The organism is Blautia hansenii DSM 20583, assembly GCF_002222595.2.
Classification (GTDB): Bacteria; Bacillota; Clostridia; order Lachnospirales; family Lachnospiraceae; genus Blautia; species Blautia hansenii.
The window spans coordinates 1,323,644-1,337,696 of the sequence record NZ_CP022413.2; the positions used below are offsets into that span (position 1 = coordinate 1,323,644).

General features: G+C 40.1%; 12 protein-coding genes. All 12 read left to right on the forward strand.

The genetic code is table 11. From position 1 onward, the window contains the following. Window positions 1-48 precede the first annotated feature (48 nt). Window positions 49-2,688, forward strand: a complete 2,640-nt coding sequence (gene alaS, locus CGC63_RS06480; protein WP_040351048.1) for an alanine--tRNA ligase — start codon at window positions 49-51, stop codon at window positions 2,686-2,688. A 137-nt stretch (window positions 2,689-2,825) separates the two neighbouring features. Then, complete coding sequence (rpsU, locus tag CGC63_RS06485) at window positions 2,826-3,002, forward strand: 30S ribosomal protein S21 (protein ID WP_004222305.1); 177 nt, start codon at window positions 2,826-2,828, stop codon at window positions 3,000-3,002. Between the two features lie 72 nt (window positions 3,003-3,074). Then, window positions 3,075-4,610, forward strand: coding sequence for a cardiolipin synthase (gene cls / locus CGC63_RS06490; RefSeq protein WP_004222298.1), 1,536 nt, complete (start codon window positions 3,075-3,077; stop codon window positions 4,608-4,610). Window positions 4,611-4,639: 29 nt separating this feature from the next. Further along, on the forward strand, window positions 4,640-5,209 hold the full coding sequence (locus CGC63_RS06495; protein WP_004222295.1) for a putative ABC transporter permease: 570 nt from the start codon (window positions 4,640-4,642) through the stop codon (window positions 5,207-5,209). Window positions 5,210-5,303: 94 nt separating this feature from the next. Further along, window positions 5,304-6,485: a D-alanyl-D-alanine carboxypeptidase family protein gene (locus CGC63_RS06500; protein WP_004222292.1), complete on the forward strand. Its 1,182-nt coding sequence runs from the start codon at window positions 5,304-5,306 to the stop codon at window positions 6,483-6,485. A gap of 61 nt (window positions 6,486-6,546) precedes the next feature. Next, entirely contained in the window at window positions 6,547-7,356 is an 810-nt protein-coding gene (locus CGC63_RS06505) for a metallophosphoesterase (RefSeq protein ID WP_004222289.1), read from the forward strand. A 61-nt stretch (window positions 7,357-7,417) separates the two neighbouring features. Beyond that, window positions 7,418-8,185 carry a segregation and condensation protein A gene (locus CGC63_RS06510; RefSeq protein ID WP_004222286.1) on the forward strand — a complete coding sequence of 256 codons (768 nt, stop codon included), beginning with the start codon at window positions 7,418-7,420 and terminating at the stop codon, window positions 8,183-8,185. Next, a complete protein-coding gene (scpB, locus tag CGC63_RS06515; protein WP_004222277.1) occupies window positions 8,172-8,741 on the forward strand; it encodes an SMC-Scp complex subunit ScpB in 570 nt (189 codons plus the stop codon). Before CGC63_RS06510 ends, scpB begins: the two co-directional genes overlap by 14 nt. 60 nt (window positions 8,742-8,801) lie before the next feature. Continuing rightward, window positions 8,802-10,037, forward strand: coding sequence for a D-alanyl-D-alanine carboxypeptidase family protein (locus tag CGC63_RS06520; RefSeq protein ID WP_004222273.1), 1,236 nt, complete (start codon window positions 8,802-8,804; stop codon window positions 10,035-10,037). Between the two features lie 12 nt (window positions 10,038-10,049). Then, window positions 10,050-11,192 (forward strand): arginase family protein, encoded by a 1,143-nt coding sequence (locus tag CGC63_RS06525; RefSeq protein WP_004222269.1) that lies wholly within the window; start codon window positions 10,050-10,052, stop codon window positions 11,190-11,192. Window position 11,193: 1 nt separating this feature from the next. Next, window positions 11,194-12,462 carry a vWA domain-containing protein gene (locus CGC63_RS06530; protein ID WP_004222265.1) on the forward strand — a complete coding sequence of 423 codons (1,269 nt, stop codon included), beginning with the start codon at window positions 11,194-11,196 and terminating at the stop codon, window positions 12,460-12,462. Window positions 12,463-12,474: 12 nt separating this feature from the next. Further along, on the forward strand, window positions 12,475-13,950 hold the full coding sequence (locus tag CGC63_RS06535) for an ATP-binding protein (protein WP_004222262.1): 1,476 nt from the start codon (window positions 12,475-12,477) through the stop codon (window positions 13,948-13,950). Window positions 13,951-14,053: the final 103 nt, after the last annotated feature.

Genomic DNA, 14,053 nt, shown 5'->3' on the forward strand with positions numbered 1-14,053 from the left:
TAAAAAACAATGATTATCTTATCAGATATACCATTAGGAGGGAAAAACGTGCAAAAATACGGAGTAAACGAACTTAGAAAAATGTTTTTAGAGTTCTTTGAAAGTAAAGAACATTTAGCTATGAAAAGCTTTTCGCTGGTTCCTAGAAATGATAAGAGCCTGCTTTTAATTAACTCAGGAATGGCTCCTTTAAAGCCATATTTTACAGGTGCGGAAATTCCGCCAAGACGCAGAGTGACAACCTGTCAGAAATGTATTCGTACAGGAGATATTGAAAATGTAGGAAAGACAGCACGCCACGGTACTTTCTTTGAAATGCTTGGTAACTTCTCTTTTGGAGATTATTTTAAGCGTGAAGCCATTGCGTGGTCATGGGAATTTCTTACAGAAGTAGTAGGACTGGATCCACAGCGTCTTTACCCGTCTATTTATGAAGAAGATGAGGAAGCTTTTGAAATCTGGAATAAAGAAATGGGAATTCCGGCAGAGCGTATCTTCCGTTTCGGTAAAGCGGATAACTTCTGGGAACATGGTGCAGGACCATGCGGACCATGTTCTGAAATTTATTATGACAGAGGTGAAAAATACGGCTGCGGCAGTCCGGACTGTACCGTGGGCTGTGAATGTGACCGATATATGGAAATCTGGAACAATGTATTTACACAGTTTGAAAGTGACGGAGAGGGAAATTATACCGAATTAGTTCAGAAGAACATCGATACCGGTATGGGATTAGAGCGTCTGGCATCTGTTGTACAGGATGTTGACTCCATCTTTGACGTTGATACTTTATGTGCTCTTCGAACAAAAGTATGTGAGCTGGCACACACAGAGTATAAAAAAGATGCGGCAAAGGACGTTTCTATTCGTCTGATTACAGACCATATCCGTTCTGCAACTTTTATGATTTCTGATGGTATTATGCCTACCAATGAAGGCAGAGGCTATGTGCTTCGCCGTTTAATCAGACGTGCGGCACGTCACGGACGTCTTCTGGGTATTGAAGGCAAATTCTTAGCAGAGTTAAGCGCTGTTGTAATTGAAGGCTCTAAAGACGGATATCCGGAGCTGGAAGAAAAGAAAGATTTTATTTTCCAGGTTCTGACAAAAGAAGAAGAGCAGTTTAACAAAACCATTGACCAGGGATTAAATATTTTGTCTGAAATGGAAGCTGCCATGAAAGCAGAAGGAAAAACAGAGCTTTCCGGAGAAGCTGCGTTTAAGCTTTATGATACTTATGGATTTCCTCTTGACCTGACAAAGGAAATTTTAGAAGAAAAAGGCTGTACCATTGATGAAGCAGGCTTTAAAGCTGCGATGGATGAGCAGAGAGAAAAAGCCCGTATTGCAAGAAGCACAACCAACTATATGGGTGCAGATGCAACGGTATATGATGAAATTGATGTAAATGTTACAACAGAATTTGTGGGCTATGACTCTTTAACCTGTACTTCTAAAATCACAGTTCTCACAACAGAGGATGAAATTACAGAAGCTCTCACAGAAGACCAGAGAGGTACTGTTTTTGTAGAGCAGACACCATTTTACGCTACTATGGGCGGACAGCAGGGCGATAAAGGTGTGATTACTCTGGGAGATGCAGAATTTAAGGTAGAAGATACCATTAATTTAAGAGGCGGAAAAGTAGGTCATGTAGGTGTTCTCACAAAAGGTATGCTGAAAACAGGTGATGTGGTGACTTTACAGGTTTGTGAAAAATACAGAATGAATTCCTGTAAGAACCACAGTGCAACGCATCTTTTACAAAAAGCATTAAAGACTGTTTTAGGCTCTCATGTAGAACAGAAGGGTTCTCTTGTGACACCGGACAGACTGCGTTTTGACTTTGCACACTTCCAGTCCATGACAGCAGAAGAATTAGCAGCAGTGGAAGAAATTGTAAACAAAGAAATTCAGGCTGCACTTCCTGTTGTGACAGAGGTTATGAGCATTGAGGAAGCAAAGAAAGTGGGAGCAATGGCTTTATTCGGAGAGAAATACGGCGAAGAAGTTCGTGTGGTTTCCATGGGTGATTTCTCCAAAGAGCTTTGCGGAGGTACTCATGTTTCCAACACAGGTGTGATTACTACATTTAAAATCATTTCTGAAAGCGGTATTGCGGCAGGTGTACGCCGTATTGAAGCTCTTACCGGAGACGGAGTGTTTGCTTATTATAAAGAAATCGAGAAGAAACAGGCTGAAATTGCAGCGATGTTAAAAACTTCTCCCTCAGAAATCGAAGAAAAGATTGCACATCTTCAGGCAGAAGTGAAAGCGCTTCACAGTGAAAATGAGTCTCTGAAAGCAAAAATGGCACAGGAAGCAGTAGGCGATGTCTTAAATCAGGTACAGGATGTAAAAGGCGTGAAGCTTTTGGCAGTATCTCTTACCGATGTAGATATGAACGGGCTTCGTGACTTGGGCGACCAGTTAAAAGAAAAGTTGGGCGAAGGTGTAGTTGTTCTGGCAAGTGTTGCAGGCGGTAAGGTAAGTCTTCTTGCTATGGTAACAGAACAGGCACAGAAAGCAGGGGCACACGCAGGAAACCTGATTAAGGGAATGGCTGCTATCGTAGGCGGTGGCGGCGGCGGACGTCCGAATATGGCACAGGCAGGGGGCAAAAACCCGGATAAAGTGCCGGAAGCATTGGAAGCCGCAGCAAATATTTTGGCAGACCAGATAAAATAATGAAACTTTTTAAGAAAAATGATTTAAAACAGTTGACGAACTGTAAAAATCTGATATAATATCAGTTGTGCAATAAAAATACCCAGACAGTTGTATTATGCACAATTTACAGCTGGAGGGAGGTTAGGTGTGAGCTTATGTCAAATGTAATCGTAAAAGAAAACGAGACTTTAGATAGCGCTTTACGTCGTTTCAAGCGTAGCTGTGCAAAAGCAGGTATTCAGCAGGAAATCCGTAAAAGAGAGCATTACGAAAAACCAAGTGTTCGTCGTAAGAAAAAATCTGAAGCAGCTAGAAAACGTAAATATAATTAATGTGCAGTTAAAAGCCTCTGGACAATTACCAGAGGCTTTTTTACCATATTACAGACGGGAAAAAGGAATTTTATGAAAAAGATTATCGATTTAATATCCAATCGGATTTTTGTTACAGTAGTAGCGGTTCTTTTGCAGTTAATCTGGATTTTTGCAATGCTTTGGGGGCTGGGAGCATTTTCCGGCCATATTATGAATTTGATTAGTCTGCTGAGTCTTCTTATGGTATTGTGGATTGTAAATAAAGATATCAATCCCTCCTATAAGCTGGCGTGGACGATCCTGATATTGGCAGTTCCTGTTTTCGGTGTAATTATTTATCTTCTTTTCGGACAATCCCGTGTTGCAAAGAAAATGACACAGGAGTCAAAAGAAGTAGTAAAAGAGATTGAGAACTATTTTAAAGAGAGTGCGGGAACGAGAAAGGCTTTGGCTAAGGAAAGTCTGAGCGCTTCCAACCAGTCAGCGTATATCAGAGATTTTGCCGGATTTCCGGTTCATAGAAACACTACTACCAAGTATTATCCGGTAGGCGATGAGATGTTTGTAGATATGCTGGAGGATTTGAAAAAAGCAGAGCATTTTATTTTTCTGGAGTATTTTATTATACACGAAGGGAAAATGTGGGATGAAATTTTGGAAATTCTCGAAGAAAAAGTAAAGCAGGGTGTAGATGTAAGGCTGATTTATGATGATATGGGCTGTGTGACAACACTTCCATACCGCTATTATAAGAAGCTTCAGGCAAAAGGAATTAAATGTGCTGCCTTTAATCCCATAAGACCGATTTTAAACATTGTGTTAAACAACCGAGACCATAGAAAAATATTGGTAATTGACGGACACACAGGTTATACGGGAGGCATCAATCTGGCAGATGAATATATTAACCAGCAGATGCGCTTCGGTCATTGGAAGGATACGGGTGTGCGCCTTTGCGGAGAAGGTGTATGGAATTTAACGGTAATGTTTTTGCAGATGTGGTCTGTAATCACCAGAACAAAAACTCATTTGCCTGCTTACGGACCTTATGTGTATCATCCGGAGGAATTTGAAAATGACGGTTTTGTGCAGCCTTACGGAGACTCTCCTTTAGATGGAGAGGTTGTAGGGGAAAATGTATATTTGAACGTAATCAATCAGGCAAAAAAATATATTTATATTACAACGCCGTATTTGATTATTGACAATGAAATGATGACCGCTCTTTGTCTGGCATCGAAAAAAGGAATTGATGTGAGGATTATTACACCGGGAATACCGGACAAAAAACTGGTATTTTTATTAACCCGCTCTTATTACCGACAGCTTTTGGAAGCAGGTGTGAGAATTTATGAATATACGCCGGGCTTTATCCATGCCAAGAGCTTTGTCTGTGATGATGAAATTGCGGTAGTGGGTACGATAAATCTGGATTATCGCAGCTTGTATCTGCATTTTGAGTGTGCTGCGTGGATGTATCAATGTCAGGCAGTGGGGCAGGTAAAAGAAGATATGCTGAATACCTTTCGAAACAGCAGGGAAGTCAGCTTAAACACATGTAAAGAACAGAATGTATTTCGCAGAGGCTTACAGAGTATTCTGCGCTTGTTTGCTCCTATGCTTTAGAGTAAAAATACAGGAGAGGAGGAGTTTTTATGTGGACAAGGAATTTTTTCGGAATTGAACTGTATTATATTATTCAGTGGTTTTTGATTTATAGTATGCTGGGTTGGCTGGTGGAGTCTGTCTATATGTCGATTTGTAACAGGAAACTGACAAACAGAGGCTTTGTAAGAGGACCTTTCTGTCCGATTTACGGCTTTGGCGCATTGATTGTATATTTTTTGTTAAGACCTGTTTGTGACAATATATATCTATTGTATCTTTTCGGATGTCTCGTTCCCACAGCTTTTGAATACCTGACTGCAAAACTGATGATGAAGGTCTTCGGAGAGGTATGGTGGGATTATTCCAATAAACCCTTTAATTATAAAGGTATTCTCTGTTTGGAAAGTACCATTGCATGGGGCTTTTATACCGTAGGTTTGTTTCTGTTTCTTCATAAAGGAGTGGAGTTTATTGTGAGCAGATATTCTGTTCATACGGGAAAATGGCTGGCAGGTATTTTGATGTTTTTATTGGGAAGTGATTTTCTTTGGAATATGTATCTTCAAAAAAAGGATAGCATTTCAGTCGTAAAAGAAAAAATACAGAAATATATTTAAAGAAAAGGAACTGTCGCATTAGGCAGTTCCTTTTTGTCATATTTTCCTTTTTTCCTGCTTACAATGCTATAAGAGGAATTTTGGGAGCTTGTGTATGATTTACAGAGCAACAGCAAAAATCGTTGTAGGTATTCTGCTTTTTTGTTCTTTGTTTCTGACGCCCCTTACGGTAAAAGCAGAAAATGAGGAGTTGATTACAGCTCCTCATGGGGTGCTGATGGAGGCGTCCACGGGGAAGATTATCTATGAAAAGGATATGGATACCAGAGTGAAGCCTGCCAGTATTACAAAAATCATGACCTTGATTTTAATTTTTGACGAGCTGGAAAAGGGAAACCTACATATGGAAGACGAGGTAGTAACCAGCGCCTATGCCAAATCCATGGGCGGTTCGCAGGTGTTTTTGGAAGAAGGAGAAAAGCAGACAGTCGAAACGCTGATAAAATGTATTGTCATTGCTTCCGGTAATGATGCCAGTGCGGCTATGGCAGAGCACATTGCAGGAAGTGAGACAGAATTTGTAAAGCGAATGAACGAAAGGGCAAAAGGGCTGGGTATGGAGAATACGAATTTTGAAGACTGCTGTGGCCTTACAGAGTCGGATAATCATTATACCAGCGCTCATGATGTGGCAATTATGTCCAGAGAGCTGATTACCCGTTATCCGAAAATTTTGGAATATTCTTCTGTGTGGATGGAAAATATCACTCATGTAACGCAAAAAGGCAACAGTGAGTTTGGTCTTACCAATACCAATAAGCTTATTCGAAGCTATGACGGGTGTGTTGGCTTAAAGACAGGAAGTACCAGCGTGGCAAAATATTGTGTATCGGCGGTAGCACAGAGAGAGGGAATTACTTTAATCAGTGTGGTGATGACTGCGCCGGATTATAAGGTTCGCTTTAAAGATGCGGCAGCCATGCTGAATTTAGGCTTTGGAAGCTGTAAGCTGTATGTAGATGAGCAAAAGGAAAAGCTTCCTCAAATTCCGGTGGAGGGTGGCGTTTTGGAAAAAGTCCCATGTGCTTACGAAAAAGAATTTCGCTATTTAGATACAGAGGGCGCTTCTTTTGAAAATATAGAAAAGAAAATAAAGCTGAAAAAGGACTTAAAAGCTCCGGTGAAAAAAGGAGATACCGTAGGAACTGTCAATTATTATCTGGACGGAAAAGAAATCGGAAGTGTGAAAATCCTCTGCACCAAAGGAACAAAACAGGCACAGTACAGTGACTGTGTAAAGAAGGTGTGGGAGAGCTTTTTAAAGAAAATAGGTTGAAAGTGCTTATGGTTTATACTATAATAAGCCGAGTTACAGAGAAAATATCGGGTGAGGAACATTGAAAACATTTAAAACAACTTTTTATAAAATACAGTCAGATAAATTAAAAATACAAAGTATCCGTTTGGCAGTGCTCAGTGATTTGCATAATGTAGAGCTGGGGAAGGGGAATGAAAATCTTCTGGGAGAATTAAGGAAGCAGGCGCCGGATGCAATATTGATTGCCGGTGATTTGGTTCTGGGAAAAGAGAAGGCATCGTTTCAGATACCCTATGCTTTTTTAAAGGAAGCTGTGCATATAGCTCCTGTTTATTATGCTTTGGGCAATCATGAGCAGAGAATGAAAAGGAAACCGGAGGTTTATGGAGAGGGCTATCTGGAATTTGAAAAGGAAGTACGAGAATTGGGTGTCGTATTTCTGGAAAATGAGACAAGAGAGTTGGAAATGGGAGGAGAGAAAATTTTAATTTCCGGTCTTTTGCCTCCTTATCAATATTATAAAAAAGGAGGCAAAGATTTTCTGAAAAGTGAGGAAATCGAAGTGCTTTTAGGAAAAACATCCAAAAATCAGTTTCAGGTACTTCTGGCGCATACCCCAAAGTATGGAGACAGCTATCTGGAATGGGGCAGTGATGTGACTTTTTCAGGGCATTATCATGGAGGAATGGTACAGCTTCCGTTTTTAGGCGGTGTTATCAGCCCTGATTTTCGGATTTTTCCCAAGTATTGTAAGGGACATTTTCAAGAAGGAGACAGACATCTGATAGTCAGCGGAGGCCTGGGAGAGCATACCATTCCCCTGCGTATTTTCAATCCCAGAGAGCTGATTATGGTAGAGTGCAGTCCCAAGAAAAATTCTGAAAAGTAGACTTTTTTGTGAAAATAGTGTAGAATGACTGAGGAAAGAAAGGCAGAAAGAGGTAGAAGACATGGGAATTCCCGTAAAGCTTCAGGTGTTTGAAGGTCCGTTGGATTTGCTCCTGCATCTGATTGAGAAAAATAAAGTAAATATTTATGATATTCCCATTGTAGAGATTACAGAGCAGTACATGGACTACATTCGTGCAATGGAGAGAGAAGATTTAAACATTATGAGTGAGTTCATGGTTATGGCTGCGACCTTGATTTCCATTAAATGCAGAATGCTTCTGCCAAGAGAAGTGAATGAGGAAGGGGAGGAAGAAGACCCCAGAGAAGAATTGGTGCGCCAGCTGTTGGAATATAAGATGTATAAATATATGTCTTATGAGCTTCGAGACCGTATGGCAGCCGCATCAAAAAAGGTATACAAGCTTCCTACTATCCCAAAAGAAGTGCTGTCTTACCGTGAGCCGGTAGATACCGGTCAGTTATTGGACGGACTTACCTTGGAAAAACTCAATGAAATTTTTCAGAGTGTCATCCGCCGTCAGGAGGATAAGGTTGACCCAATCCGAAGCAAATTCGGTAAAATTGAGAAAGAAGAAGTAAGTCTGCCTGAGAAAATGGAAGAAATCGAAGAATATGCCAGAACACATTCCAGATTTAATTTTCGTGATTTGTTGGAAGGACAGGCAAGTAAAGTACAGATTATCGTATCGTTTCTGGCAATTCTGGAGTTGATGAAAATGGGAAAGATTTCCATTTATCAGGAGCATATTTTTGCAGAGATAGAGATTAAATCCTGTTTGGAGAGAGAAAAAAATGGAACTGAATAAAATAGAAGGCGCAATAGAAGCGCTGTTGTTTGCCATGGGAGAGTCGGTAGAATTAAGTACACTGGCAAAAACCATCGGACATGATATAGAGACCACAAGAAAAATTGTCAGAAATATGATGCTGAAATATCAGGCAGAGGACCGTGGAATTAAAATTATCGAGCTTGAAAATGCGTATCAGATGTGTACAAAGGAAGAGTATTATGATTATCTGGTAAAGATGGCTTTGCAGCCGAAAAAGGCTGTGCTTTCCGATGTTATGCTGGAAACTCTTTCCATCATTGCTTATAAACAGCCTGTTACAAAGCTGGAAATAGAAAAAATCAGGGGTGTAAAATGCGACCATGCCATAGCAAAGCTTATGGAATATGGACTGGTGCAGGAGGTAGGGCGCTTGGATGCTCCGGGAAGACCGATTTTACTTGGCACTACGGAGGAATTTCTCCGCAATTTTGATGTGCAGGGGCTGGATGCGCTGCCGGAGATTGACCCTGTTCAAATGGAAGATTTTAAAGCAGAGGCAGAAGAAGAAATTCAATTACAGCTTAATTTATAGAGATACCTTTCTGGTATCTTTTTTTAATATCTACATATATTGTAAAAAGGAGAAATCAGAATGAAGAAAAATAAATGGAAAAAAATCTTGTCTCTTTTTCTTGCTTTTTACATAAGTATGTCTGCATTTCCCGTTTTAGTAGCAGGAAAGGGGGACGAGCCGGAGAATTTATATGCGCTTTCTGCGGCTTTGATTGACGGAGAGTCAGGACGTGTGCTGTATGAGAAAAACGGAGAGGAAAAACGTCCTATGGCGAGCACCACAAAGATTATGACCTGCATTTTAACTTTAGAAAGCGGCTGTTTGGAGGAGATTGCAGAAGCTTCAGAGAAAGCGGCGAGGATGCCAAAGGTACATTTAGGAGCTTCGGTGGGAGAGAAGTTTTATGTAAAGGATTTGTTGTATTCTCTGATGCTGGAAAGCCATAATGACTCCGCAGTAATTTTGGCAGAGCATGTGGGAGGAAGCGTAGAAGGTTTTGCAGAAAAGATGAATGAAAAAGCAAGGGAAATCGGCTGTGAAGACACTTGGTTTATTACTCCCAATGGGCTGGATGCAAAGGAAGAACGAGAGGGAGAAGAAAAGGTTCATGAAACAACTGCCGAAAATTTAGCGCAGATTATGCGGTACTGTGTTTGTTTATCCCCTGCAAGGGAAGAGTTTTTGAAAATTACCCAGACACCATCTTACCGCTTTTCCGATGCAGACGGAAAGCGGGAGTTTAGCTGCCAAAATCACAACGCTTTTTTGTCTATGATGGAAGGGGCAATCAGCGGAAAAACAGGATTTACGGCACAGGCGGGGTATTGCTATGTGGGAGCGCTGCAAAGAGACGGGAAAACCCTAATTGTAGCCCTTTTGGGCTGTGGCTGGCCCAATAATAAAGGATATAAGTGGTCAGATACCAGAAAATTGATGGAATATGGTTTAAATGAGTATTCCCTTCATTCCTTTGATGAAATAGAATTTTCAAAATGTCCCAAAGAAATTCCTGTAAAGAATGCCAAAAATAAAGAGTTGGATAAAAATTCTAAAATTTCCCTTGTCAGAGAAAAGGGAGAGGAGAAAAAAATCCTGCTGAAAGAAGGCGAGGAAATAGAAGTCAGTTATCACGGGAAAAAGAAACTGACGGCTCCGGTGAAAAAGGGAGAAAAAATAGGAGAACTGCGTTACAAAGTAGACGGAGAAGTCTGGTATACGGAGGATATTTTGACAGCAGAGGGAAAGAAGAAAATTGATTTTCCATGGTGTTTCGAACAGGTAGTGAAAAGATATGGAAACGTTGAAAAAAATTAGAAACGTGTTAGAATGAAAGTAGAAATACAGAGACAGGATAAAGAGGTGCTTATGAACGCAAAGACAGTAATTATGGATTTTTCCGGTGTCTATAAAGAGGAAAACTTTTATCAGGGAAAAGATGCCCAATGGCTGGATTTTACAAAGATGACAGGAGTCAACTGCTATTGTACAGAGGAAGCAGAGGAGGAAATTAAAGAACGGATAAAAAATCTTGATTTTTCAGGTATTCATTTTCTGGACTCCGGCAATTATCATTATTTAAGTAAATTTTGGACGGAAAAGATAGACAGACCGTTTTTGCTTGTGGTATTTGATAACCATACAGATATGCAGGAAGCTTCCTTTTGGGGACTGCTTTCCTGCGGAAGCTGGGTGCGGGAGTGTATTCTTTCCAATAAATATATAAAAGAAGTCTGCGTAATCGGACCGCCGAGAACCGCTTTTTTGGAATGTGAAAAGGAAATTTTAGAAAAGGTTACTCCTATTAGCAGGGAGGATATGAAGCAGGAAAAATCCCAATGGCATGAATTTTTAGAGAGAAATCAAGACGTTCCGGTGTATTTGTCTCTTGATAAAGATATTTTATCTTTAGAGGCGGCCAGAACCAACTGGGATCAGGGAGATGTAAGTTTTGAGGAAATAAAAGAGTGGCTGCACGAATTATTTTCGCAATGCTTTGTATTGGGAGCGGATGTGTGCGGAGAGCATACGCCGGATACAACATCTCTTTCTTATCAGGAAGATATAGAAAAGAACAATGCAATCAACAAAAAAATCTGGGAGCTATTGGAAAAAAAGCTTACAGAGCAGGAAGAGCGTCAGCTGGACAAGGTATTTTCGGAAACAAAACAGGCAGATAAAAAATTGTCTATTGCGCTTATGCGATATTTTGATTTGAAAAAAGAGGATAAAAGAAAGCGCCTGTATGGAGAATATTTAAAGCTGCGTTTTCGTCCGGCAGTGGAATTGCTGATTAAGAAAAAAGAAAATAAAAAGCTGACAGAGCTTATTAAAGAACAGGAGGCGGATGAAAATCTTCTCAACTCTTTTTTGAAAACAGCGGTTCAATATGGCAATCAGGAAGCACAGATTTTTTTGTTGCAGGAAAAAGAAGCTTTGGGAGGATTTCAGGAAAAGAGCTGGGAGCTTTAAAATGGAAGCAAAAGAAGAATATTTATGGGAAGAGGTAAAAGAGCTTGCCCTGACAAAATTTTGCTGTGAAAGTCCGAGGCTTTATCGGATTTTTCAAATGGTGTTTACAGGCTTTCAAAGAAATACTTTAACAGGGACGGATGGAGAAACTTTTTTCTATGAGCCGAAGCTTTTCCTGAACCTCTATATGGAAAAGGGAGCACAGGGAATAAACCGTTTTTTTCTTCATACACTGTTTCATCTGTTGTACAGACAGGTAAGGGAGAATACAGAATCTTCGCCTTTTTGGCATTTGGCTTGTGATATGGTGACAGAGTATACCATTGATGCGCTGGGACAGGAGGAGCTTACAGGGAAAATGTCAAAGGCAGCCCAAGAATTTTGCAGTCAAATCTGGGAAAACGGGGAAGGGCTGTCAGCAGAAGCAGTAGAGGAAAGACTGGAAAGGAAAAAATTTTCTCCAAGTGAACTAGAATTTTGGCAAAAGTGTTTTGAGCAGGACAATCACACGCTTTGGAAAGAAGTAAAAGAAGAACAGACAGAAAAGCTGCTTGACTGGGCGCTTTCCTTAAAAGCATCAGGAGAGGACGGCAGCGGAAATGGATTTGGAAAAAGAGGTACGCAGAGAGGATATAAACAGGAGTGGTATGAGCTTCAGGAAGAAAGGAAGCGAAATTATAATAAATTTTTAAGACGGTTTACAGTGGAAAGAGAAGAGTTACAGTTAGATATGGAAGCTTTTGATTATATTCCCTACTTGTACGGGCTTTCTCATTATGGAAATCTCCCTTTTTTAGAGCCTTTGGAATATACAGAGGCAAAGAAGCTGGAGGAGCTGGTCATTGCCATTGATACCTCCGCATCTTGTAAAAGACCTACGGTACAGCGGTTTTTACAGGAAACTTATGCGGTTTTGGGGCAGCAGGAAAATTTTTTTAAAAAGCTGCGGGTACATATTATACAGTGTGACTGTTATGTGCAGGAAGATGTAAAAGTCACCTGTGAAAAGGAATGGAAAGAATATCTAAAGCACATTAAAATACAGGGAGGAGGGGGGACAGACTTTCGTCCGGTATTTCAATATGTGAATAAGATGATTGTGGATAGAACGCTGAAAAATTTAAAGGCGCTTTTATATTTTACCGATGGAGATGGGATTTATCCCAGAGAAAAACCGGATTACGAGACAGTTTTTTTACTGACGAAAGAACCACCGAAAGAAGCTAATGTTCCAAATTGGGCAAAGCTTTTCTATATGGATGAGAGATAACAGGAGAAGATAATGAATATTGCAGAAGCAAAACAGGAAATTATCAATACACTTCGAGCCTATACGGCAAAGGATGAGGAGGAGAATTATAAAATTCCTATACAGTATCAAAGGCCGGTGCTGCTTATGGGACCTCCGGGTATTGGAAAAACTGCTATTATGAAGCAGATTGCAGAGGAAGAAAAAATCGGACTTGTGGAGTATACGCTGACACACCATACACGGCAAAGCGCCGTGGGACTGCCGATTTTAGAGAAGAAAAGATTTCAGGGAGAAGAATATACGGTTACAGAATATACCATGAGCGAAATGCTTGCATCGGTATATGAATGTATAGAAAAAGAAGGCGCAGAAACAGGAATTTTATTTTTAGATGAGATTAACTGTGTTTCTGAAACCTTAGCGCCTACTATGCTGCAGCTTTTGCAGAACAAGACTTTTGGTGCACATAAACTTCCAAAGGGTTGGTGTATTGTAGCAGCAGGAAATCCGGAGAGATACAATAAGTCTGTGAGGGAATTTGACATCGTAACTCTTGATAGAGTAAAGAAAATAGAAATTCAGGAAAATCATTCTGTTTGGGATCGATATGCTGCAAAACAGGGCGTTCATTTAGGGATACGCAGTTATTTGCAGCTAAAAACAGAAAATTTTTACCGCATAGAAGAACGGCAGGAAGGAAGCTGTTTTGTAACGGCAAGAGGCTGGGAGGATTTATCCCGAATTTTGCAAAGCTACGAAGAAATGAAAGTGCCTGTAACAGAGGAGCTGATAGGCGAATACATACAGTATGAGGAAGTGGCAGCAGACTTTTATGGCTTTTATCAGCTGTTTAAGAGCTATGAAGAAAAGTATCAAAGGTATTCTTTTGAAGAAAAAGAGGACATGCTTTTTCATGCAGATTTTGACGGAAAGGTTTTGCTTATGCAGCTTTTAGAGGGTGAGCTGGAAGGAAAAATAAAGGAATATCAACAGGAAAAGGCTTATATAAACGGTTTGTATGAAGAACTAAAAAAGATGAAAAAGGCTGTTGCAGAGGAACTGCAGGATATAGACACGCTTTTTTGTCAGACAATAGAACGAAGGAAAAGACAGGAAAAAATTCTGGCAGAGCAGGGACTTTTGTCAAAAGAAAAACAAAAGACTGACAAAAATATCACAAAGTGGTTGGATGAGAGAAAATGGAAATTGAAAGAAGCAGGATTTGCGGCTGTAAAAGAAGATTTTTACAGAGAAACCTTGAAATTAAAGCATCAGGAGGAACAAATCCGGATACTGCTTGACAAGGAGCTGGGAGACGTGAAAAACAGCAGTAAAACAGGGCAGGAGCTGCCTCTGTTTCTGTCTATGCTGTCTCAAAATGAAAGGATTGCGGAATTTATCGCAGAGCATAGATGTGAAAGCTATTTAAAGGAGAGTAAAGCCCTTTTGTTACAGGAAAGAGAAGCTGCTTTAAAAGAGGAAATACAGGCGTTTCAGACAAATTAAAAAAGAAATGGAAAATCATACAAGTTATACTTGACTAATTTAGTTTAGAATTGTTATAATCTTAACAGATTAAAAAATAATGTACATATCAGGAGGATATTAA

Coding starts and splice junctions, on each gene's coding strand:
- rpsU (WP_004222305.1), top strand. CDS start 2,826: ATGTCAAATGTAATCGTAAAAGAAAACGAGACTTTAGATAGCGCTTTA.
- scpB (WP_004222277.1), top strand. CDS start 8,172: ATGGAACTGAATAAAATAGAAGGCGCAATAGAAGCGCTGTTGTTTGCC.
- cls (WP_004222298.1), top strand. CDS start 3,075: ATGAAAAAGATTATCGATTTAATATCCAATCGGATTTTTGTTACAGTA.
- CGC63_RS06510 (WP_004222286.1), top strand. CDS start 7,418: ATGGGAATTCCCGTAAAGCTTCAGGTGTTTGAAGGTCCGTTGGATTTG.
- CGC63_RS06530 (WP_004222265.1), top strand. CDS start 11,194: ATGGAAGCAAAAGAAGAATATTTATGGGAAGAGGTAAAAGAGCTTGCC.
- CGC63_RS06535 (WP_004222262.1), top strand. CDS start 12,475: ATGAATATTGCAGAAGCAAAACAGGAAATTATCAATACACTTCGAGCC.
- CGC63_RS06520 (WP_004222273.1), top strand. CDS start 8,802: ATGAAGAAAAATAAATGGAAAAAAATCTTGTCTCTTTTTCTTGCTTTT.
- CGC63_RS06525 (WP_004222269.1), top strand. CDS start 10,050: ATGAAAGTAGAAATACAGAGACAGGATAAAGAGGTGCTTATGAACGCA.
- CGC63_RS06500 (WP_004222292.1), top strand. CDS start 5,304: ATGATTTACAGAGCAACAGCAAAAATCGTTGTAGGTATTCTGCTTTTT.
- CGC63_RS06495 (WP_004222295.1), top strand. CDS start 4,640: ATGTGGACAAGGAATTTTTTCGGAATTGAACTGTATTATATTATTCAG.